The organism is Frankia gtarii, assembly GCF_025403375.1.
Classification (GTDB): Bacteria; Actinomycetota; Actinomycetes; order Frankiales; family Frankiaceae; genus Frankia; species Frankia gtarii.
The window spans coordinates 1-22,260 of sequence record NZ_JAMPTM010000095.1 but is presented as its reverse complement, the minus strand read 5'-3'; the positions used below and the strand labels follow the sequence as shown (position 1 = coordinate 22,260).

Below are 22,260 nucleotides of genomic sequence, written 5' to 3'. Positions count from 1 at the left end.
GGGTGGTGGGACGGCGGGCGCGTTCGGCCGCCTCGCGGCCCTCGCGGCCCAGCCAGTCCGCCATGAGGCCCGCGGTCAGCTCCGCGGCCTCGAGCATCGGCACGTGGCCGAGGCCGTCGAGGATCTCCACCCGCCAGTCGGGCCGCTGCGCGGCGACGTTGCGGGCCACCGCCACCGGGATCAGCCGGTCGGCGGAGCCGTGCAGCAGCAGCGTCGGCTGCGGCACGGTGCGGACCATGTGCGCCAGTGGCGCCGGGCGTAGCAGCGACCACACCACCGAGCGGGCCGCGCCCACGAACGCCTGGTCGGCGTCGGGCAGCCCACCGCGCTCCCGCTGGGCGCGTTCCATCGCCGCCAGGGCCGACTCGGGGATCGAGCCCGGGTCGGCGGTGAGCCGTACCAGGCTCTGGTCGACGAGTTCGCGGGGGGTGAAACGGGTCCGGCGGCGGGCGAGGACCGCGGCGCCGAGGCGGGGGATGAACAGGCCGGCGAAGATGCGGGCGATCTCCGGATCCGGGCGCACGCCGCGCGGGCGGGGCAGCGCCGGGTCGACGAGGATCAGGCCCGCGACCGAGTCGGGCCGCCGGGCGGCCTGCATCACACTGATCATGCCGCCCATCGAGTTGCCGACGAGGATGGGCGGGGTGTCGAGGACCTCGGCCAGGAAACGGTCGAGCAGACCCTGGTTGGCCAGGACGTCGGTGCGCCGGCCCGCGGCGGGGGTGCGGCCGTGCCCGGCCAGGTCGACGGCCATCACCCGGTGGGTGGTGGTGAGCAGCGGGGCGAGCGGGAGCCAGTTGAGGTAGGAGCCGCCGAGGCCGTGCACGCACAGCAGCAGCGGACCGTCGGCCGGACCGCCGAAGTCGACGATGTGCACCGGGCCGTCGAGCTGTGCCCAGGACGACCGGAAGCCGTCGCCGCCGGCCGACGGGGTGAGGCGTTCGTGCCCCGTGCCGGCCGGCCTCGGATCTGTGGACCCGGTGGAGGCGGTCGATCCGGCTGCACGCGAAGTCGTCTCGGGGCTGCTCATCCCTCGACGGTAGGACCACACCGACCCCGCCCGGAAGTCGGCGTCGGTGAGATGAAACGCAAGGTCGGCCGCCCGACGGCGGCCGACCTGGAGAAATCCTGACCGGGTGGGGGTCAAAGCGAGCGGGAGACTCCGAGCCGTAGCCGCTTCGGGTTCGCGACGGGACCGAACGCGATCTTCTCGGTGGCGATCTCCACGACCTCCACCGCGTCGACGGCGCCGGGGACGATGTCCCGCTGGCCGGGCCCGGAAAGCCCCGAGGTCAGCTGGGTCGACTGGTTCTGCTCCATGTGCACGCTCCTTCCATCGATATCGACACTCGTTCCTAAAACGGTATCGAGCGGACGGGGCACACAAAGACCTCGGGTGGCGTTGCTCACACCACGGATCCGGACTGTTTCGTCACGTGCCGGTGTCTCGTGGCTGATGACGGGCCTGCCGCAGGTAGTGGACCGGTGTGGACGCGGCGGCCCTGTGGTGCGGGGTGGCTGCCCGGCCGGCGCCGGTGTTGGGAGCGGGCGACTGCGGCCGGTTCAGACCGCCGGTCGGTTCACACCGTCGGTCTGGTCAGGCCGTCGGTCTGGTCAGGCCGTCGGAGCCGGGGCTGCGGAGGTCGGCGCCGCCGGGGCGCCGGGGCGACGCTGCGGCCGGCCGTGCGTGGCCCCGGACCGGCCGAAGCGGTGGCCGCCTTCGCGACGGCGGTGCTCGCCGTCACGGCCGCCGCCGGTCCGGGGTGCGCCGACACGCGGCCCGCGCCCACCGGTCGAGCCGGCCATGCGGGCCTGCGGGATCTCGTCCTTGCTGACCCGGGGGGCCGGCGGGCCGGCGAGCTCCAGGACGATGGGGTCGTTCGGCGTGGTCGGCTCCGGGCGTGCCTCGATGCCGACCGCGCGCAGCAGCCCGCGGACCTTCCCGCGCTCGGCGGGCAGGGTGACCAGCACGTCGGCGCCCTCGGCGCCGGCGCGCGCGGTCCGCCCGCCGCGGTGCTGGTAGGTCTTGGCATCCTCCGGCGGGCCGAGGTGCACGACCAGCCGGATGCCGTCGACGTGGATGCCGCGGGCGGCGACGTCCGTGGCCACGAGCACCCGGTAGAAGCCGTCGGTGAAACCGGCCAGCGCCCGGGTCCTGGCGCCCTGCGGCATCCCGCCGTGCAGCGGCTCGGCCGGCACGCCCGCGCGGCTGAGGGACTCGGCCACGCGGTCGGCGTCCCGCTGGGTCCGGACGAAGACCAGGGTGCTGCCCGAGCCGCCGGCGAGCGCCGTCACCAGCGCGACCTGCGCGGCGCGGTCGGGCGCCTCGAGGGCGTGCCGGACCAGCGTGCTGACCTGGGAGGTCTCCGAGTCGATCGCGACAAGGACCGGGTCGGGCAGGTAGTCCCGAACCAGGACCTCGACCTCGCGGTCGAGCGTCGCGCTGAACAGCAGCCGCTGCCCGGTGGACGGGGTGGCGTCGAGCAGCGCCCGCACGGCGGGCAGGAAGCCGAGGTCACACATGAAGTCGGCCTCGTCGAGCACCGTCATCTCGATGTCGCCGAGCTCGCAGGCGCTGCGCTCGACGAGGTCGGTCAACCGGCCCGGGGTGGCCACGACGAGGTGCACGCCGCGGCGCAGCGCCGAGATCTGCCGGCTGATCGACGTCCCACCGTAGACCGGCGCCAGCCGCAGGTTCAGCGCCCGGGTCAGCGGCTCGAGTGCGTCGCTGACCTGCTGGGCCAGCTCACGGGTCGGAACGAGGACCAGTGCGCGGGGGCGGCGCGGCTGCACCGGACCGCCGCTGGCGAGCCTGGCGAGCATCGGCAGCCCGAAGGCGAGGGTCTTGCCCGAGCCGGTGCGCGCCCGGCCGAGGACGTTCTCCCCGGCGAGGACGTCGGGCAGGGTCGAGGCCTGCACCGGGAACGGCGCGGCGATGTTCCGGTCGGCGAGCGCCTTGATCAGACGCTTGGGCAGGCCGGCGGTCTCGAACGACTCGGCCGGGGGCCGGGGTTCGCGCGTCGTGATGAGGGGAGCGGTCGGGCGCGCCGGGCCGCCGAAGCGGGAGCCGCCGGGTCGGGGACCGCGGCCGCCGCGTCCGGCACCACCTGCAACACCGCGGCCGCGGGCCGGGCGGGGCTGGCGATGGGCAACATGAGACTGGGAGTTTCCGTGCTGAGACAGAGGGATCCGCCGATCAGGTCAGGGCCACCATGAGATCATTTGGACGGGTGAGGAGGTCCACACCAGCCCGCTGCATCGTCCGGCGGCCGGGGTACGGCCGGCTCCGCGACCAGACCCAACGGCGGGTGATTCCCGCTATGGCGCTCGCACCGACCTCGCACACCCGACCATTCAGCCGGGCGCGGACAGCCGCTCGGGCTGTCGTCTCCTTCACGGTACATCGACGACCCGGGCTTGGGGATAGGGCCGCGGCACGCAACGAGCCGTTGCATCCCCCTCTGCGCCGGTTCGGGCGGTCACTGTGCGGCGACGTGCCGGTGCGCGTCCGCACAGTCGTCTGCCCGTCTCGACCCCGGCCCGCCGATGGACGCCATCGCCGCGGTGGCGGTGGTTGCGCAGCGTGTCGGGTTGCTCCGCCCTGCTTCCCTGAGCTGTGCGACCATCCTGACGAAGGTGCCGTCAGGCCGATGGCGTGTGCACCCACCGCTTGCATCGCAGCAGCGAGCACGGGGTCATCACCATCGGTGCGGGTCGAGCGGGGCGGGGACGCGATAAGGGTCACCCTCGGGAACGTCGGCCTGCGCCGACCGGCGAAAGGCCTGGCCGCGTGCACGCTGAGCAGGCAGAACCGGATCAGGAAGGCCGAGATGACCGCGGTCACGGCCGGTTCGAGCCCGGTGCGGTGCCGCGGCGGTGGGCGCACGGCGGGAGGGACCGGACGGCCACCCTCGAACGGGTCGACCGGCACGGGGCTGACGGGACCTCCGGGGAAGGTGCCCGGCCGCCGGCAGGGCGGCCGCGCCCCGTGTGGGTCAGAAGGCCAGCGCGGTGAGGGCGTGAATGACCAGTCCGACGAGGGCGCCGACGACCGTCCCGTTGATGCGGATGAACTGCAGGTCCCGACCGACGTGCAGCTCGATGCGCCGCGAGGTCTCCTCGGGCTCCCAGCTCGCGACCGTGTCGCCGATGATCGCGGCGATGTCCCCCTGGTAGCGCTGGACCGCCCGGGCGGCCAGGTCGCAGGCTGCCCGGTCGACGGTGCGGCCGAGCTCCGGGTCGGTGGCCAGCCGCGCCCCGAACGCGGCCAGTTCGTCGGCGGCCCGGACCCGGGCGGTGCTGGTCGGATCGGTGGTGAGGTCGAGCAGGATCGTCCGGGTCGTCGCCCAGATCGCGGCGACGGCCCGGCCGACCTCCGCGTGCCCCAGGAGCCGCTGCTTGATCTGCTCGACCTGCTCGGCGAGGCTCGGGTCCGCGCGCAGGCGGTCGGCGAAGTCGCCGAGGAAGCGGTCCACTGCCAGGCGCACCCGATGCTCCGGGTCGGCGCGTAGTTCCGCGAGTGCCTCCAGCGCCTTGTCATAGGCCTTGACCGCGACCGCTTCATCCAGCCACTGCGGCGTCCAGCTCGGCGCCTGATCGACCACGAGCCTGGTGAAGACCTCCGGGTTGCGGGCGAGCCACTCGGAGACCTCGGCGACGATCACGTCGACGAGCCGAACGTGCAACCGGTCGTCGAGCACCCGCTGCAGGGCCGCGCCCAGCACCCCCGCCCAGGGCCGCTCGACCACCCGGGGCAGCACCGCCTTTTCCACGACCTCGCGGACCAGGTCGTCGCTCATCCCGGAGATGGCCGAGGTGAGCCGCCCGGCGATCTCGGCGGTCACCCGCTCGGCATGGCGCGGTTGGCGCAGCCAGGACCCGACGCGTACCGAGACGCCGATGCCGTCGACCTTCTCCCGGATCACGTCCTCGGCGAGGAAGTGCGTGCTGACGAAGTTCTCCAGGCCCCGACCGAGGGCGTCCTTGCGCTCCGGGATGATCGCCGTGTGGGGGATCGGCAGGCCCAGCGGGTGGCGGAACAGGGCCGTCACCGCGAACCAGTCGGCCAGCGCGCCGACGACGCCGGCCTCCGCCGCGGCGGCCACATACGCCACCCAGCCGGGGCCGCCATGGCTGCGCCAGCCCTGGGCGAGCAGATAGACGATCACGACGGCGGCGAGCATGCCGGTGGCGATCAGGCGCATTCGGCGCAGCGCGCGGCGCAGTCCGGGCTCGTCCGCGGTGCCGCGGGGGAACCCGGCCGGTGCCGCCCGCCCGCCGCCCGCCGGCTCGCTCATCGGCCGCCGTCCCTCTCCCGTACCAGCTCGATGCCCGTGCGGGCCCGGCGGATCTGATCAGCCGATCCCCGGACACCTTATGCGGTCGGAGCGGGACATCGTCACGGTCGCGGGCCGGCGGTCATCGTCACAGCCGAGGAGGTGGGGGCGGAGGCCGGCGCGCATGAGAACGCTGGTGCAGCCGGCGCTGGATGACGGCGAGGTCGACGATGGCCACCAGAGCGAGCAGCGCGAGCACCGCCGCGGCGGCGGGCTGGTCCCGCGACGCGAACACGCCCGCGATGGCGCCGCAGAAGACCAGGCCGAACACGGCGAGCACCCGGCGCAGCCCGAGGGCGCTGCGGGCCGGCGGCGCGCCTCCCGGTCCGAGGGACAGCCGCTGCCACCAGTGCCGGCGCCGCAGCACCTCGTCCTGGTCGCGCTGGCGCGGCAGGGAACTGGTCACGGTCCCGGTATGCCCGGCCACGCCCCGCCGAACCGGCCGTCCTGGCCGCGGCCGGCGGGCCGGCGGGGAGACCGGCGCGGGGCATGGTCGGCTGGTTCAGTCCCTCCGCGGCGAGGCCGCGCGGCCCGACAGCCGTGCGGTCATCGCAGCCCTGGCCTCCGCCGAGGCCAACCGCTCGGCGAAGATCGCGCCCTCGGTGTCGATCCGGGCGAGCACCGGCGCCGTCCCGCCGTCGTGGAGCAGGGCGCGGGTGGCGGCCAGGGCGTCCGGTGGCTGCGCCAGCAGCGCCGCGACCCGGTCGTCGACGCGAGCGCGCAGCGCGTCGGCGTCGGGCAGCACCTCGGTGACGATCCCCAGGTCGGCGGCCTGCGCGGCGCCGAACGGCTCGCCGAAGTACGCAAGCCTGGCCGCCGCCGCGGGCCCGACCCGGCGCGGCAGCAGCAGCGAGGAGCCGAACTCGGGCACGACGCCCAGGTTGACGAACGGGAGGCCCAGGGTGCTGCGTTCGGTGGCGTACACCAGGTCGCAGTGCAGCAGCAGCGTCGTGCCGATGCCCACCGCCGGCCCGTCGACCTCGGCGACGAGCAGCTTCGTGCCGCGGGCGACCGTCCGGATGAACGTCAGCGTCGGGCCGTCCGGGGCCAGGTCTGCCGTGGCCAGAAAGTCGGCGAGATCGTTACCGGCGGTAAATGATCCGCCGCTGCCGCGGATACGGATGATCCGCACCCCGGCGTCAGCCTCGCCCGCCGCGAACGCCTCGGCGAGTGCCGTGTACATCGCCTGGGTGAGGGCGTTGCGCTTGTCCGGTCGCGCGATGCGCACTGTGAGCACGCCGTCGGCGATCTCGGACTCGATCTGGCTGCTCACTGCGACCTCCTCGGCGGTGATGCCGCTCACTGTGTCACCGTGGCGGCCCCAGGTGAAAGCGCTGCGCGGTCGGATCCCGTCGGATGACCCTGGCGCATGGCCCGACCGGGCCTGCCAGGATGAGAACGTGACAGCCCAGTACGGACCAGGCATCCCGCCACGATCCGCGGTCGACCTGCCGACCCGGCTCCGTCACGGGGACGACGGTCCGCGGCGGGCCGAGGGAGCTCGCGGTGACCTCGGCCGTGACGCCACCTCCCTCGCCGGGCTGCTCGGGCTGACGGTCGACCCGGGGGAGTACCGCGGCCGTTTCGTGGCCGACGCCCATCTGCTCAACACGCGGGGCACCCTGTGGGGCGGCTGCGGCCTCGCCGCCGCGATCGCCTTCGTCCAGGCCTGCGGCGGCCGGGACTGCGTGTGGGCGCACACCCAGTTCCTCGCCCCGGTGCACGCCGGCCAGGAGGTGGAGCTCAGCATCGACCCGGCCACCGGGGGCCTGTCGCAGGTCGTCGTGCGGGCCACCGCGGCCGGCCGGCTGGTGTTCCTCGCGGGCGGCACGTTCAGCCGGGTGAGCGGCGCCGTCAACCGGTTCGGCCCGGCCGGGGACTGGGCGCCGGATCCCGACGGCTGCCCCCCACGGGAGTACCCGACCTGGCTGGACTTCCCCCGCGACGGCGTGATCTCCCTCGTCGAGCAGCGGTGGGCCCGTCCGGCGAGGACCGACCTCGACGGGCGGCCGGGCGGCGGGAGCAGCGCTTTGTGGCTGCGGCTGCGCCCCCGGCTGCCGGTGCACGCCGCGGTGCTCGCCCTGCTCGGCGACTTCGCCCCGGTCGGACTTATCGAGGCCACGGGAGAGATGGCCGCCGGCACGAGCCTCGACAACAGCCTGCGGATCGTGGCCGTCCCGACCGGCGAGTGGGTGCTGCTGGACGTGCGGGTCGAGGCGATCGTCCGCAACGTCGCGCAGGTGCGGGGGCGGATGTACGACCGCACGGGTGCGCTGGTTGCCACCGTGAGCCAGACGACACTGGTTCACCGGGTGCGCTCCCGGGCCCCGGCGAGCCAGCACGGTCGGCCGTCGCCCGCCCCGACCGCCGGCTGACCGCTCGCCGACGGAACCGACGGCCGGTTCCTTTCGCGGCTGTGCGTCCCGCGATGTGGAGATGTGTTCCGGGCAGTATTTTCGTGTGTTTGTTGTTATTCTCCGGCGAGAGGTTCGGGTCGCCGCCGCCGGTGGTCGGTGCGTCTGCGCCGGTTCCTGTCGGCTAGTGTCAATCACTGCTCGCTCCGGTGCGTGGACGCTGCTTGGTCCGGGCTACGTTGATTGCAATTAGACACGGCTGGACTATCACTCTTCGCGGGTCAGAACGAATGTCCGTCACGCGGTGCAACGCCGCCATGCTTGTCCGTTAAACGATGCCGCCCCTAACCGGGCCGCTTCATTCATCCGCTAGGGTTGTCGGCGTCCCAGGAACATTCACCCGATGTCCGGGCCCTGCCTTCAATACCCCGGTGCGGGTGTTGTCGCGCGTGGTCCTTCGGGGACAGGGCCCGTTGAACTCGAACACTCACCCCGCACATGAGGCGCCCAACTCGCGGGTGCCGGACGAGAGGACCGGATGCTCCAGAATTGGCCCATCCGCTCGAAGCTCGCGGTGATTCTCGTCGTCCCCCTGGCGGCGTTGGCGGTGCTGAGCGTGATACAGGTGCGGGGGAACGTCGACAACGTACGGGCCGCAAACCGCGTCAAGGCGCTGGCCGCCTTCTCGATCAAAGGCGACGACCTGGTGGCCGCGCTCCAGGCCGAGCGGTACGCGACGAACGCCTACGTGGGTTCCAACTACCTGGCCGCCGGCCCGGGGCAGGCCACCGTCGCCGCCCGCGGCCCCGTGGACCAGGCGTCGGCGGCCTTCAACGCCGGCGAGGCCGGGCTGCCCTCGGCGGCCCGCGACATCGTCGCGACGACGTTGGCGTCGATCTCGACGCGCCTGGACCTGCTGCCCGCGCAGCGCAGGGCGATCGACGCCCGGCAGGCTCAGATCGACCAGAACGGGACTTTCTACAACGACCTCATGCACGATCTCCTCTCGCTCAACGCCGGCGTCACCGCCGGCAGCGACAACGCGTCGCTGGTCAACGGCGCCACCACACTCGTCGGTATCTCCCGGGCGACAGAGGAAGCCGTTCAGCAGCGCGACTCGATCGCCCAGGTGATCATTCTCGGCCGGCCGGATTCCGTGGCCCTGCGCCAGATCGAGGGCTCGGTCGGCGCCGAGGACACCTGGCTGCAGCAGTTCCGGACCACCGCCACCGCAGCTGAGCAGGCGTTCTACAACGTCACGGTCGACCGAACCAGCTCCGCCGGCACCGCAATGCGCGACGACACGGTCAACGCCGTCCAGAATGGCCAGCCGCCGACGATTACCCAACAGGCCTGGCTGGACACCGCGGACCGCAAGATCGCGGCGATGCGCCAGGTCGAACGGCGGATCGCGACCGATTTAAGCTCCACCAGTCAGCACATCGCCAGTTCCGCCACCCGTGACGCGCTGTTCGGCAGTATCGGGGCCGCGTTGGTCCTGGTCGTGTCCGTGGTGATTTCTCTCCTGATCGTGAGCCCGATGACCCGGCATCTGCGCCGGCTACAGCGTAGTGCGCTCGAAGTTGCCAACGAGCGACTGCCCGGGGTCGTTGAGAGGCTGCACCGAGGCGAACAGGTCGAAATGTCCGCGGAGGAATTCCCGGTCGAAGTGCGGAGCACGGACGAGATCGGGAAGCTCGCCGAGGCGTTCTCCGTCGTGCACGCCGTCGCGGTGCGCACCGCGATTGAACAGGCCGCGATGCGCACAAGCGTCGGCAACACCTTCCTCAACCTGGCCCGCCGCAGCCAGGCCCTCATCAACCGTCAGCTCAAGGTCATCGACGCGCTGGAGCGTAAGGAGACCGACCCGGACCGGCTCGAGGAGCTGTTCCGCCTCGACCACCTGGCCACCCGCATGCGACGCCACGCCGAGGACCTCATCGTCCTGTCGGGCTCGAAGCCTGCGCGTAGCTGGCGCCGACCGATCGCCGTCGAGGACGTCATGCGCGGCGCCGTCGCCGAAGTCGAGGACTACGCCCGGGTGAAGGTGATGCCCACCGGCGACGGGGCCATCGGCGGGCACGCCGCCGGCGACGTCATCCACCTGCTCGCCGAACTCATCGAGAACGCCACCTCCTTCTCCCCACCGCACACCCCGGTGCAGGTCGTCGGGCGCGAGGCGCCCGACGGCCTCGTCATCGAGGTCAAGGACCACGGCCTGGGAATGAGCCCGCAGGAGTTGCACTCCTGCAACCTGCGGCTGGCCGACCCGCGTCCCTTCGACTCGTCGAGCAGCGGGCGGCTCGGCCTGTTCGTCGTCGGCCGCCTAGCCGAGCGGCACGCCATCTCGGTGGAGCTACGTCCCTCGCCCGTCGGCGGCACGTCGGCCATCGTTCAGGTGCCGGCCGCCCTGCTGAGCCGTTCCGAGGGCGACGGTGACACCGCCGCCGGCGCCCCGGAGCAGTCCGGCGAGGCGCCGCGTGGCCGGTCCGACGAGGCGCTCATCGAAGTCCCGCCGTCGTTCGCCGCCGCCCGGTCGGACTGGTTCGCCGCGCAGCGTCCCCGGCAGGGACCGCCGCCGGACGCCGCCGAGAGCCGGGCCCCCGCCCTGTCCGAGCAGCCCACGGCGAGGAGCGAGCAGCCCACGGCGAGGAGCGAGCAGCCCACCGGCCTGCCGCGGCGGGGCGGCCAGGCATCCGAGGAGCACACCGAGGAGCACACCGAGGTGGGCCTGCCGCGGCGCATCCGACGGGCCAGCCTCGCGCCCCAGCTGCGCCGGGACAGCCCCGACGGGGGGCCGGGTTGGCTCGTCACGCAGCGCAGCCCGGAAGAGGTCCGCAGCATGATGTCGTCCCTCCCGGGCAACTTCGGTCGCGGGCTGGCGGACGGCCGGGTTTCCCACGACGGCGACGATGTGGGAGAGGTGACCTGAGATGCGGTCCGCGTCACCGCTGTAGGCGGTCCGTTCGACCGTCCTTTCGCCACCCTCATCGGAAAGGTGCTCGATGGACCACAAGCCCTCCAGACCGCGGTCGCCGGAGACGACGACGCCGCGTCCGGTCAAAATCATCATCGCCGGCGGGTTCGGAGTCGGAAAGACGACGTTCGTCGGCTCGGTCAGTGAGATCCCGCCGCTGAGCACGGAGGCCGCGATGACGGTGGCCAGCATCGACATCGACGACACCAGCGCGATCGGCGCCAAGACGACGACGACCGCCGCGCTGGACTTCGGGCGGATCACGCTCATCGACAGCGTCATCCTCTACCTGTTCGGCACCCCCGGGCAGGAACGGTTCTGGTTCATGTGGGACGAGCTGGTGCTCGGCGCGATCGGCGCGGTGGTGCTCGTCGACACCCGAAGACTGGCGGACTCCTTCCCCGCCATCGACTTCTTCGAGGAGCGCAACATCCCGTTCCTCATCGCGCTGAACCGGTTCGACGGCGCCCGCGAGTACCGCGTCGAGGACGTCCGCGCGGCGCTCGACCTCGACCCGCGCCGGCCGGTGGTGCGCTGCGACGCCCGCGAGCGCGAGTCGGTCCGCCAGGCGCTGGTATCGCTGGTCCGCCACGCCCTCGACCTGGTCTCCGCCGAGCCGAGCGCCCAGCCGAGCCAGCCGCAGCGGTCCAGGTGAACGCCACAGACGGCCATTCGGTGAAAGGCAAGGTGCTCGACATCCTCGGTCTCGACGACGTCGCTCTGTCCGCCTACCGGCTCTGGTTGCGCCACGAGTCGCTGAGCGTCACCGAGGCCGCGGAGATGCTCGGCCAACCGGCGGGCGGCGTCGGCCGGATCCGCGACCGGCTGGTCGAACTCGGCCTGCTGCTGGCCTCCCGGGAACGGCCCGGACGCTTCGTCGCCGCCGATCCAGAAACCGGCCTGAACCATCTGCTTCAGGCCCAGCACGAACAGCTCATCCGCCGCCATGAGCGGCTCGTACGGGCCCGGACGCAGGTGAGCGTCTTCGTCTCGGACTACCTGGAGGGCCGTCCCGGTTCCGATCCCGTCGAGGTGCAGCGCATCGACGGCGTCGACCAGGCCCGCGCCGAGCTGATCTCCCTCGTCGGCCGGGCCGAGCGGGAGGTGCTCACCCTGCGCACCCGGCGGGGCTGGTCGGCGGCGCTGTCCGACGACCTCATGCCGGCCGAGCTGCGGGCCCTTCGGCGCGGGGTCGTGATGCGCAGCGTGCTGCCGCGTTCCTACCGGCTCGACGAACGTGGTGCCGGTTACGTGCGTACCGTCGCCGCACACGGCCTCGTCGCCCGCGTCGCCGACGACCCCCGGCTGGACGCCACCACCGTCGACGGTCGCGTCGGGCTCGTCCGGCTGGCCCGCGGCGCCGGCGCCGACGCCGACGGCCACATGTTGCTCGTGCGCACGCCCGAGCTCACCGCGGTCCTGCGCACCCTGTTCGAGCAGGTCTGGGCGATCGCCGAGCCGCTCGGCGGCGGGCCGGCGCCGAGCGGCGGTGAGGAGTCGGCCGACGATCCCTCGGACACCGAGCGGCTGCTGCTGCGCCTGCTCAGCCTCGGCGTCAAGGATGAGGCGGCCGCCCGCCATCTCGGTGTCTCCGTGCGCACGGTGCGCCGCATGATCGCGGATCTGATGTCCCGCCTCAACGCCCGCAGCCGCTTCCAGGCCGGCACCCTCGCCTCCCGCCGCGGCTGGATCTGATCTCCGACCCCGGATCAGGTCCCGCACCCTGCGCGGGACCGCCGCCCCTCCCGAGCCCCAGTCGTCGCCGTCCGGCAGCTGTGACCATCCGGCAGCTGTGACCGTCCGTGTCGGTTGCGGCGTCGGACGGCGCCGCTCGGTGGGAGCGTGGCTGCCCGGTGTAGAAATGCGCGATCCGGCCTGGATGCGCCCGCGGTGCCCGGATTCGTCCCGCGGCCGGTGAGGCCCGGCCGGACCCGGGGTGGTGTCGGCGGTGGCGGGGCGTGGACCGGCCGTGGTGGTACGGCCGGGGAACGGGGGATTTCGACGTGCCTGACTCGTCCGCGCTGGACGTTCTGATCGGCCTCGCGCTGCTGTTCGCCGCGTTCAGCCTCGGTGTCTCCCGAATCAACGAGGCCGTGCTCGGCCTCCTGCACTATCGGGGCCGGCGCCTCGAGTCGGAGCTGCGCCGGCTGCTCGGCGGCCGCCCGCCGGGCGGTGCATCGCCCGATCCGGGGGCCGCACCCGCGGACGTCGCCGCGGAGCTGCTCGACGGGCCCCTGCGGGCCATGCGCACCGCCGGCCGGGATGCGACCTCCGCCGACATGGCCGATCATCCACCGGTGCAGCGAACCTGGGCCGCGGTGAGTCGAGCCCGCCGGCTGCGGTTGCCCTCCTACGTGCCGTCCACCGCGTTCGCCCGGGCCCTGCTCGACCGGGTCGACCCACCCGCCCGGGCCATGCTGGCCCAGCTACGCCCGGACGCGCTGCCCGCGCACATCGCCGACGAGATCCGTGAGCATTACCAGACCGCCTACGACGCCGCCCGGCGCTCACTCGACGAGGGGTCCGCCCAGGCCCTGTATGACGCGATGCCGGTGGACCACCCGACCGGACGAGTCGTGGCCGCAGCGCTGGTGTCGGCGGTCGGCAGCGGGACGGTCGGGACGCTGGAGGATGGGCTGACCGCGTTGCCGCCCTCGCTGGCGAAGGACGCACTCACCGCGGCCGTGGTCCGAACGGGCGGCGACAGAGAGAAGATCATAACCGAGCTGGCGCAGTGGTACGACGAGGCGATGGACCGCCTGTCCGGGTGGTACAAGCGGCGGATCGCGGTGTTCCTGCTCAGCTACGCGATCGTCCTGTCCGCCGTGTTCAACCTTGACGCGGTCGCCATCTCCCGCGCGCTGTGGCAGGACGGGACCGTGCGCGACGCGGCCGTGACCGCGAGCCAGGCCCAGATCGGCCAGGCTGCCGCCGACGGCAGCACCCCCGCGAACTCCACCCTCGGGGACTCCGCCACCACTGGTTCCGGCGACGCGAACTCCGGCGACGCGAACTCCGGCGACGCGGGTTCCCGCGACGCGGGTTCCCGCGACGCGGGTTCCGCTGCCGGTGAGGGTGACGCCGTCGAGCGTGCGATCAGGTCGGTGCAGGACGCCTCCGGCCTGGCCCTGCCGATCGGATGGGTTCGGACGAGCGACGACCGCGACGACCCGCGGGAGGTCCCGCACACGGTCGGCGGCTGGTTTCTGAAGATCGCCGGTCTGGCCATCGCCTGCTTCGCCCTCACCGCCGGCGCCCCCTTCTGGTTCGAGCTGCTGGGCCGACTGGTCAACATGCGTGCCGCCGGGCCGAAGCCGCGGTCGGCGACCAGCGGCTGACCCCCGCGCGGTGTGTAGTCCGCGCGGGGCGGTCGGGTGGTTCGCCCAAGCGTTGACCTTCCCGCCCGATCGGAGGAGCGTGACCAGCGATGACTCAGCCCGCCGCGTTTCACGAGGCCGTGAGCGTGATCAGCTACCCGATGGTGATCGTGACCGCGGTCGTGCCCGGCGGTGAACGCAGCGGCTGCCTCGTCGGCTTCCACACCCAGTGCAGCATCGAGCCGGCCCGCTACCTGCTGTGCGTCTCCCGGGCCAACCACACCCATCGGGTCGCCTCGGCGGCCAGTCACCTCGCGGTCCATCTCCTCGACGAGGCCGACGAGGAGCTCGCGACGCTGTTCGGCGAGCAGACCGGCGACGAGATCGACAAGTTCGCGCGCTGCGCCTGGCGGGAGGGTCCGTTCGGACTGCCGGTCCTCGAGCAGCCGCGCGCCTGGTTCGCCGGCCCGGTGCACACTCGCGCCGACGTCGGCGACCACACGGCGTTCGTCATCGAACCGGTCGACGGCGCGGTCGCCGGGCCGTTCACCCAGCTTGGCTTCCAACAGGTCCGGGACATGCAGCCCGGCCACCCGGCCTGACGGTCCCCGGGCAGGGCGACCGCGCGAATCCGCGGTGCCGGGGCACTAGCCTTCTTCAGATGTGAACACTTCTGTGCCCGGACCGGCCGCTGAGCCGGTCACCTCTGACCCGCTCGCCGCCGCCCCCGGCCCGATCGGGGGGGACCTGCTCGCCGGGCTGGACGGCGTGGGCGGTCGGCGGGTCGTCGATCCCGAGGCGGTGCTCGCGGACCTGCAGGCCGACCCGGAGGCCTTCAGCCCGCTCGGCGGACGGCCCATCCTGGTCGTCGACGCCGCCTCCCCGGCGGCGATCAAGGTCGGCGAACGCGGCCGCCGGCTGCCCTGCGTGTGCGTAGCGGTGGCCGAGGATCTGCGGTGGGTACCCGACGGCGTCGCCACCGCCGGGTTCGACATCCTGCTCACCGACGAGCCGGGGGCGCCGCGGCCGTGGGTGAGCGCGCCGGACGGGGTCGACGCCGCGGTGGACGCCCTGGCCGCCGCGGTTGCCGCGAATCCCTTCGCCGCGACCGCTCTCGTGCAGTTGCTGCGCGTGAGTACCGGGATCGACGTGCGTGACGCTGTCGTCGCCGAGTCTTTTGCCTACTCGGCGTTGCAGGCCGGCCCGGAGTTCGCCGGCTGGCTGGCCGGGCGCCGGGCCCGGCGCAGCGCGCGTGCCGCCGGCGGGACAACGGATCCGACGGCCCCCGCGACGGCCCCCGCGACCGGGGCGGCGCCTGCCGTCCTCGTCGAGCGGGACGGGGCGGTGCTCACGGTGATCCTCAACCGTCCGCGGGTCCACAACGCCGTGAGTATCAGCCTGCGCGACGGGTTGGTGGCCGCCTTCGGGCTCGCCGCCGCCGACAGTGAGCTCGCCGAGATCCGGCTGGCCGGTACGGGTCCGTCGTTCTCCAGCGGTGGCGACCTGACCGAATTCGGCACGATGCTCGACCCGGTCGGTGCGCACGCCGTGCGGACCACCCGCAGCATTCCGCTGGGCCTGCTGGCCACCGGGCTGCCGGTGACCGCCTACGTCCACGGGCTGTGCATCGGTGCGGGAGCGGAGCTGCCCGCGTTCTGCGGACGGGTCGTCGCCGCCCCCGACGCCTCCTTCCGGCTCCCGGAGGTGGCGATGGGGCTGGTCCCCGGCGCCGGGGGGACTGCGAGCATCCCGCGGCGGATCGGCCCGCAGCGGGCCGCCTACCTGATCCTCGGCGGGCTTCCCATCGACGCCGAGCTGGCGTTGGCCTGGGGGCTCGTCGACGAGATCGCCCCGCGGGCGGGCATGCCCGGGGCGAGCCGCTGACCGGACGACAACGATCAGACGCCCACGTCCGGGTGGATGTCGAGCTCGGCGAGCCGGCGCCACAGGCCGTCGAGCGTGCGGGTGGGATGGCGGTAGAACTCGGAGCCGCGGATGCGGATGAACGTCCAGCCGAGCCGCTCCAGGATCCGCTGGCGGCGCAGGTCCGCCTCCCACTGGTCGGGGCCGTGGAACCGGTCGCCGTCGCATTCGACGGCGAGCCGGGGGCCGCGGACGCGCGCGGCGCCCGCGTCGGGCGCCGGCGGGCGGGGTGCTCCTTCGACGACGAGGTCGATGCGGTAGCGGCCGACGGGATGCTGGGGGCGGACCCGGTAGCCGCGGCCGAGGATTTCGCGCAGGACTGCGCGCTCGAACTCGCTTTCGCAGCGGTCGGCGAGCCGGCCGGTGGCCTGCGGGGTCGCACCGGCGTAGGTGTACTCGATGAGCTGGCGGCGGATGTCGTCCTCGCGCAGCGTCGCCGGGTCGACGGTGTGGAACACCCACATCTGGTTGCGGGCGCGGCTCGCGGCGACGTTGACACGCTGCAGGTCGCGGCGGCGGGTGGCGGCGGAACGGTTGTCGTCGGCGACGACGGAGACGAACACGACGTCGCGCTCGTCGCCCTGGAACTGGTACGGGTCGCCGACGCGCAGCGCCCGCCGGGAGAACTCCCGCTCGCCGAGCCGCTCGACCAGGGCGTGTTCGATGAGCCGGGGCTGCCCGGCGCCGAGCAGGGTGACCACGCCCATCGTCATCGCGTCGTAGGCGGGGTCGGCGCAGCAGGCGACGACCTGATCGACGATCGCCCGTGCCTCCGCCGGGTTGGCGTCGCCGAAGCGGGTCTGCGTGCGGGCGCCGTCGGTGACGCGGACCGGGCGCAGCGCGGCGCCGATCGCGAGCTCCGGGTCCTCCCGCAGCGGCAGGATCTGATGGTCGTAGAAGCGGTTGGAGAACCCGATGATGTCGGGCAGGCAGCGGAAGTGCTCCTTGAGCACCACGGTCCGCGGGAACACCCTGGCGGCGGTGTCGTAGAGGCTCGCCTCCACGTCGAGCAGGGACCGCTGGGCGACGTCGGGCAGGTGGGCGTCGATCAGCGCCCCGACCCGGGCCCGGTCGATTCCGACGGCCTCCGGGCTCGTCTGGGCGTCGTCGCCGACGACCACGGCGCGCCGGCCCAGGCTGAGCACGCCGAGGGAGAGGATGTCGCACTGGCTGGACTCGTCGACGATGACGACGTCGAAGAGGTCGTCGGATCCCGGGTCGAAGCTCTCCATCACCCGGTACGTCGGCATGATCCACACGGGCACGGCGCCCATCGCGGCACGCATGTGCGTGCGGGCCTGAGCCCGCCAGTGCGGGGCGTACTTCCCGGTGCCCTTCCCCAGCCGGTCGAGGGCCTGCACCCAGCCGGTGAGCGCGCGGCGCTGCGGGTCCCCGAGCCGGGTCGCGAGCCCGAGGCGGGCGGCGCGGCGCGCGGTGTCGAGCACGAGCCGGCGGGCCTGCTCGGAGGCGTCGCCGAGCTGGCGGCCGAGCAGCGCGAGGTCGCCGTCGGCGTGCAGGTCGTCGAGCCAGGTCTGCGCCTGCCGCCAGCGCCACGCCGCCGCGGCCCGCGCCGGGTCGCCGCCGGCCGCGGCGGCCGCGTCGCCGGGGCGGTCGAGGATGGCGTCGGCCCACAGCGGCGCGACCGCACGCAGCCGGTCCGACAGGCGTGTGCGCGCGGCCGCGTCGGGACGCAGCGCCGCCAGCCGGGCGGCCTCGCCGAGCAGCGCATCCCAGGCGGCGAGGTCGCGCCGCGTCAGCGCCTGATGCAGCTCGCCCCACAACCGGCCGGCCCGCGGGCCGCGGCCACCCTCCTCAAGGGTCCGCGCGAGCGCCGCGAGTCGCTCGGTGACCTCCTGTTCGCGGTGGCGGCCGGCCGCGGCGGCGAGTAGGTCGGCCAGCCGGGTCAGCGCGGCCGGATCACTGCCGTCACCGGCGCCGGGAGCGACGGCGCGTAGCCGGGCGGCGAGCTCCGGGCGGCCTCGGCGTTCCCAGTCGACGGCGTCGGCGAGGTCCCGGGCGGCCGCGTCGAGCCGGGTCAGGACATCGAGTGCACCCGCCTGCACGGGTTCGCCGCCGAGTGCGGCGGCGATCGCGCCCTGGCGGGAAACCGTGGCGGCGAGGGCCTGCCGGCGGCGCACCTCGGCTTCGGCGACGGCCACGTCGTCCGCGGTGTGCGGGACGAGCCCGTCGACGCGGACCGCGTCGCGCAGCTCCCGCAGCTCGCGGCCGCCGAGTCGCGGCACCCCGCGCCCGGCGGTGTAACGCTCGCGCAGCTCCCCGAGCAGGCGTAGGTGCACCCGCGGGTCACCGTCGGGCATCTCGACCGGGCGGCCGAAGGTCCGCGCGGTGAGCCCGCGCAACTGCGTGATCTCGGCCGCCAGCTCCGCGGCCTGCGCGGCCCAGAACTCGGCCTGTGCGTCGGAGTCGGCGCACTGCACTCGGGCGGCGGCGAGCCAGCCGACCGAAAGCCGCCGCGCCCGCGCGGCGGCGGCGCGGGTGTCGTCAACCAGCGACTGCGCCGCGGCGTCGCCGAGGGCGTCGAGCGCGGTGACCGACAGGCCCGCCAGCTCCAGGTCGGCGAGGCCGTCACGGACCTCGTCGAGCTCGGCATGCAGCCGCGCCAGGGCGACTGCGTCCGGCAGCGCGGCGGCGTCGGGCTGCTCCTGGGCGAGCGCGCGGGCGTCGGCGGGGCCGATCTCGCGCGCCGTGCGGTAGAGCAGCGCAAGCTCCGCCGGGTCCAGCGGCAGCGCCCGGGTCGGGTCGAGCCGGTCGGGGATGAACGACAGCTCGCCGTCCCGCTCGGCGAGCCACGCCGCCACCGCCGGGGCCCGTTCCCGCCCGTGCGGCAGCTCGAACTCGCGGGCCTGGGCCGCCAGCAGGTCGATCATGCGCAGTTCGAGGGTGCGGGCGTGGGCGCGGGCCGCGTCGAGCTCCTCGGCGAGCGCCTTGACGGCCGCGGTCTCCCGCGCGGGGTCGACGTCGCTGAGCGCACCGGAGATCTCCACCACGGCGGCGCGCAGCTCGTCGAGGTCCGCGCGGCTTGACCCCAGTACGGCGACGCTCAGGTCGCGCAGCTCCGGCGGAATCTTGTCGCGCAGCACGCCAAGCGCCTGCTCGTCCTGCGCGGTGACGAGCACGCGCTGCCCGTGCGCGACGAGATGGCAGATCAGGTTCGCGATGGTGTGGCTCTTGCCGGTGCCCGGCGGGCCCTGCACGGTCACACCGCGGGAGCCGGCGAGCTGGCGGGCGATCCGCTCCTGGTCGGCGTTGGTCGCCAGCGGCATGAGCAGCCGCTCGCCCAGGACGCCGGAGACATCGGCACCGAGTCCCGACGTCGCCCCCGGACCGACGCGGTCCCAGCGTCCCGAGCCGGACGGTGGCCCGGCGGCGGTGCCGGCGAGCGCCTCGGCGACGAGTGCCTCCTCGGCGACCACGGACGCGATCGCCTCGGGAATGACGTCGCGTTCGGTGAGGGCGGTGCGCAGGTCGGCGTAGAACTGCGCCTGCAGGGCGGGCCGCGGCCGCGCGTACAGCGCCCAGGTGTCGACGAGGACGGGCGCCGCGCCGGGCGGCGGCAGGCCCGGCCCCGCGACGAGTCGGGCGTCCAGCCCGAGCGGCGCGATGACCTGGCGGAACACCTCCGCGCGGCCGGGGGCGTCCCACGGATCCACCGGCGCGTCACGCAGCCGGTCGCGCAGGGCGGAGAGTGCGTCGAGGCCGGGCAGCCCGAGGCCGTGCAGCGGCTCGGTCTCCAGGCTCGTCGGCCCGTCGGGATGCAGGCGGACAACGCCGGAGTCGGGGTCGAGGGTCGCCACCATCCGGGTGACGAGCAGCGGATGGCTGATCACGGCGTCGCCGACCCGCCAACACAGCACGCCGTGCCCCCACACGAGCTCGGTGGTGGCGTCGTCGCGCTGCAGGGCCAGGCGTAGGTCGAACAGGCGCTGGTAGAGCGCTCGGGCGTCCCGCGCCGCCCGTGCCCCCGGCGCCCAGGGCCGCCAGACGTCGCGCACCCAGGCATCAAGCAACGCCGCCCGCGGATCGGGCTCGGGGGACACGGCATCGCCGGGCTGCGCAGTCGCATCCGCAAGCACCGCCGCCTGTGTCGGGACAGCCACACCCGCTTCGTCGCCGATTGCGACGTTCGGGCCGGTGCTGCCGAGACTCACGGCCGCGGCCACGGGCGGGGGAGATGGGAGTGTGGGGGGCGCATCCGGGTTGACCCCGGTGGCATCGAGGATCGCGTCGAGCGCGCGTGGCCAGGCCGGTGGCCGCGGCGGCGCCGTGCGGTCGATCTCCAGCCAGGAGTCGCGCCGGGCCGTCGGGCCGAGGCGGACGTCCGCGTGCGTGGGCACGGCGGCCGGGCTGATCGGGGCGGGGGAGTAGTCGGAGAGCTGGCGGCGAGGGGCGCCACGCCGCTCGGTGGCAAGCGCGGCGAGATAGTCCAACAGCCGAAGCGACCGGCTGCGCACCTGGTCACGGGCGGACAACGGACATCGGCTCCTCGGGCGGACAGGCGGGGTCAGGGCGCGGCGGCCACGGGCCGGATGTGGTCCGTGCCTCCGCCTGAGGCGACACTACGGCCTGCGTCCGACAACATCGCCGGTTTCCCGATCGCCGAGGCGGCATCACCTCCCGCCGTACCGCTGCGATTCCCGGACCGACCTCGTGTTTCGCCGAGCGGACCGGCTCCCGGTGAGACGGTCGTCCTGGACGAGCACGCCGGTCTCGGTCTCGGAGATCAAGGTGTTCCGCGGAACCGCGCCAGGCGGCCCGGCCTCACCCTCAACCCTGACGATCTTGATGTTCCGCGGAACACCGCGCCACACGTCCGGGCGGATCGTCGATTGCCGGACGCCCCATGCGGTGCCGGTCGCCGTGCTCCCCGTGGACCATTCATGATCATCGAATGCTGAAGTCCGAGAGGAGGTGGCCCGTGCACGTCACCCGAATCGCGGTGAATCCGGCGCAGATGGGCGGGGTTCTCTGTCTCCGCGGGTTGCGCATCCCCGGGTTGCGCATCCCCGTGGCAACGGTCGTCGGAATGATCGCCGACGGCATGTCCGCCGACGAGGTCATGGTCGAGCTTCCGGACCTCGACACGGACGACATCCGCGAGGCGCTCCGTTTCGCCGCCGAGGCCGTCCGCGAACAGCAGCTTCCGCTCATCATCCCGGCCTGATCCGACGCGCGACTCCTGCTCGACAACAGTCTGTCCGACACGCTCACGGCCGGTCTCCGCCAGGTAGGGCACGACGTACTCCACCTTCGAGACTGCGGTACCTGGATCACAGGGCGAGGCGGCTCGGCGTCCCAAGCTGAGCGTGTGTGCGGTCGCGGATGGTTCGGGGCGGATGGTTCGGGTGGGGCTGGCGGATGCAGGGGTCCGGGCACGGCGCGGCGGTCGGTCCCCACCGACACGCTCGCCATCGCGTCGGTGGCCGCCGCGCCGTGCCTGGTTGGCTCCGACCCGATCCCTCCGCGGGTCGCAGCCGTCTGCGTCGGGTGACGCCGCATCCTTGACCGCTGGTCCGTGCCGGACCTCGGTGGTGCGACGATCCCGAACCCGGTGTCAGCCTGTCGCGCCCCCGTCCCGGCTCCGACCACCAGGTGGCGTGGTGCCGGCGGGGGCCGGCTCGGTGTATCGCTGCGGCGGGAGCTTCCCGCCGTCCCGGCCGTGTCCGATGGCGTGCACCGTGACCTCCCCGTCCGCTCCCCGTGGTCGGCGTGAGCGTGGTTCGAGCTTCCTGGATGGGGCGGCGGCGGGGCAGGGGCGACCGGACCGCATTCGGTGCGCCGAACGGCCGCCGCCACTCCGGTCCGACCGGCCCCCATGGGAGGGGTCCGACGTCCCGCCGCCCAGGGAGATCGCCGGCGCTCCCGCGGCGGGCGGCCGGCACTGTGGGGTGTGATCCGGACGGCCCGGACGGATGGCGTCCCGTCCGACAGAGGGGGCCGTCCATGTCCGGAAGATGCCAGTCGGATCGCCGCACGTCGTCGCCGTCATTTTCCTGACATGCCTCGGTGACAGTCGACGGATCGCGAATCGGACCATAAATCGGACCGCGAATCAGACGACTGTTGTAGCGAATTGCCGCAGGTCGGGTACTCCGAGTACAGAGCGATCCGTGGACTGGGCGGTCGGCGGACGAGACGGCCCGTGGACGGGGGCGGTCGCGGGTACAGGCGGTCGGCGGACGGGAGGGGCGCGGAACAGGATGGTCGGCGGGCCCAGGCTGCCCTGCGCGACGGTGGTGGTGCTGCCCCCGGATTGCGCGGTGGGCGCCGTGAGCAGGGCGGCCGGGCGTCCACCGGCTGGCGCGGCGTCGAGCCAGGTTTGCGCAGGTCCCGGC

The 22,260-nt window shown here is 73.7% G+C and carries 15 protein-coding genes; 8 read left to right on the top strand and 7 right to left on the bottom strand.

Annotated features, from left to right (window positions below; translation table 11 throughout):
* From NBZ83_RS15690 to NBZ83_RS15665, 6 genes are all read right to left on the bottom strand, one after another.
* Positions 1-1,030: alpha/beta fold hydrolase (locus tag NBZ83_RS15690; RefSeq protein ID WP_261575266.1), on the bottom strand; the 1,030-nt coding region annotated here is incomplete at its 3' end.
* A 113-nt stretch (positions 1,031-1,143) separates the two neighbouring features.
* Entirely contained in the window at positions 1,144-1,320 is a 177-nt protein-coding gene (locus NBZ83_RS15685; protein WP_261567691.1) for a hypothetical protein, read from the bottom strand.
* Positions 1,321-1,614: 294 nt separating this feature from the next.
* Entirely contained in the window at positions 1,615-2,919 is a 1,305-nt protein-coding gene (locus NBZ83_RS15680; RefSeq protein ID WP_261567693.1) for a DEAD/DEAH box helicase, read from the bottom strand.
* Between the two features lie 1,076 nt (positions 2,920-3,995).
* Positions 3,996-5,297 carry a DUF445 domain-containing protein gene (locus NBZ83_RS15675; RefSeq protein ID WP_261575265.1) on the bottom strand — a complete coding sequence of 434 codons (1,302 nt, stop codon included), beginning with the start codon at positions 5,295-5,297 and terminating at the stop codon, positions 3,996-3,998.
* Between the two features lie 127 nt (positions 5,298-5,424).
* On the bottom strand, positions 5,425-5,742 hold the full coding sequence (locus NBZ83_RS15670; protein WP_261567696.1) for a DUF6343 family protein: 318 nt from the start codon (positions 5,740-5,742) through the stop codon (positions 5,425-5,427).
* 96 nt (positions 5,743-5,838) lie between these two features.
* Positions 5,839-6,609: an enoyl-CoA hydratase-related protein gene (locus NBZ83_RS15665; protein ID WP_261575263.1), complete on the bottom strand. Its 771-nt coding sequence runs from the start codon at positions 6,607-6,609 to the stop codon at positions 5,839-5,841.
* A gap of 127 nt (positions 6,610-6,736) precedes the next feature.
* On the opposite strand from NBZ83_RS15665, the gene NBZ83_RS15660 reads away from it, so the two are divergent.
* From NBZ83_RS15660 to NBZ83_RS15630, 7 genes are all read left to right on the top strand, one after another.
* Positions 6,737-7,711: an acyl-CoA thioesterase gene (locus NBZ83_RS15660; protein ID WP_261567700.1), complete on the top strand. Its 975-nt coding sequence runs from the start codon at positions 6,737-6,739 to the stop codon at positions 7,709-7,711.
* A 517-nt stretch (positions 7,712-8,228) separates the two neighbouring features.
* Complete coding sequence (locus NBZ83_RS15655; protein WP_261575262.1) at positions 8,229-10,622, top strand: sensor histidine kinase; 2,394 nt, start codon at positions 8,229-8,231, stop codon at positions 10,620-10,622.
* Between the two features lie 73 nt (positions 10,623-10,695).
* Positions 10,696-11,322: a GTP-binding protein gene (locus NBZ83_RS15650; RefSeq protein ID WP_261575261.1), complete on the top strand. Its 627-nt coding sequence runs from the start codon at positions 10,696-10,698 to the stop codon at positions 11,320-11,322.
* Positions 11,319-12,362, top strand: coding sequence for a LuxR C-terminal-related transcriptional regulator (locus NBZ83_RS15645; protein WP_261567705.1), 1,044 nt, complete (start codon positions 11,319-11,321; stop codon positions 12,360-12,362). Before NBZ83_RS15650 ends, NBZ83_RS15645 begins: the two co-directional genes overlap by 4 nt.
* 308 nt (positions 12,363-12,670) lie before the next feature.
* Entirely contained in the window at positions 12,671-14,005 is a 1,335-nt protein-coding gene (locus NBZ83_RS15640; RefSeq protein ID WP_261575260.1) for a hypothetical protein, read from the top strand.
* Positions 14,006-14,094: 89 nt separating this feature from the next.
* Positions 14,095-14,586 carry a flavin reductase family protein gene (locus tag NBZ83_RS15635; protein ID WP_261575259.1) on the top strand — a complete coding sequence of 164 codons (492 nt, stop codon included), beginning with the start codon at positions 14,095-14,097 and terminating at the stop codon, positions 14,584-14,586.
* Between the two features lie 73 nt (positions 14,587-14,659).
* Positions 14,660-15,868, top strand: a complete 1,209-nt coding sequence (locus tag NBZ83_RS15630; protein ID WP_261567708.1) for an enoyl-CoA hydratase/isomerase family protein — start codon at positions 14,660-14,662, stop codon at positions 15,866-15,868.
* A gap of 14 nt (positions 15,869-15,882) precedes the next feature.
* On the opposite strand, the gene NBZ83_RS15625 is transcribed toward NBZ83_RS15630, so the two are convergent.
* Positions 15,883-20,397 carry a PDDEXK-like endonuclease domain-containing protein gene (locus NBZ83_RS15625; RefSeq protein WP_261575258.1) on the bottom strand — a complete coding sequence of 1,505 codons (4,515 nt, stop codon included), beginning with the start codon at positions 20,395-20,397 and terminating at the stop codon, positions 15,883-15,885.
* A 446-nt stretch (positions 20,398-20,843) separates the two neighbouring features.
* Between NBZ83_RS15625 and NBZ83_RS15620 the strand changes: the two genes are divergently transcribed.
* Positions 20,844-21,089, top strand: coding sequence for a DUF433 domain-containing protein (locus tag NBZ83_RS15620; RefSeq protein WP_261575257.1), 246 nt, complete (start codon positions 20,844-20,846; stop codon positions 21,087-21,089).
* Positions 21,090-22,260 lie beyond the last annotated feature (1,171 nt).

Excerpts from the sequence above, each read along its gene's own strand:
- NBZ83_RS15685 (WP_261567691.1), bottom strand. The coding sequence starts at position 1,320 with ATGGAGCAGAACCAGTCGACCCAGCTGACCTCGGGGCTTTCCGGGCCC.
- NBZ83_RS15675 (WP_261575265.1), bottom strand. The coding sequence starts at position 5,297 with ATGAGCGAGCCGGCGGGCGGCGGGCGGGCGGCACCGGCCGGGTTCCCC.
- NBZ83_RS15655 (WP_261575262.1), top strand. The coding sequence starts at position 8,229 with ATGCTCCAGAATTGGCCCATCCGCTCGAAGCTCGCGGTGATTCTCGTC.
- NBZ83_RS15650 (WP_261575261.1), top strand. The coding sequence starts at position 10,696 with ATGGACCACAAGCCCTCCAGACCGCGGTCGCCGGAGACGACGACGCCG.
- NBZ83_RS15635 (WP_261575259.1), top strand. The coding sequence starts at position 14,095 with ATGACTCAGCCCGCCGCGTTTCACGAGGCCGTGAGCGTGATCAGCTAC.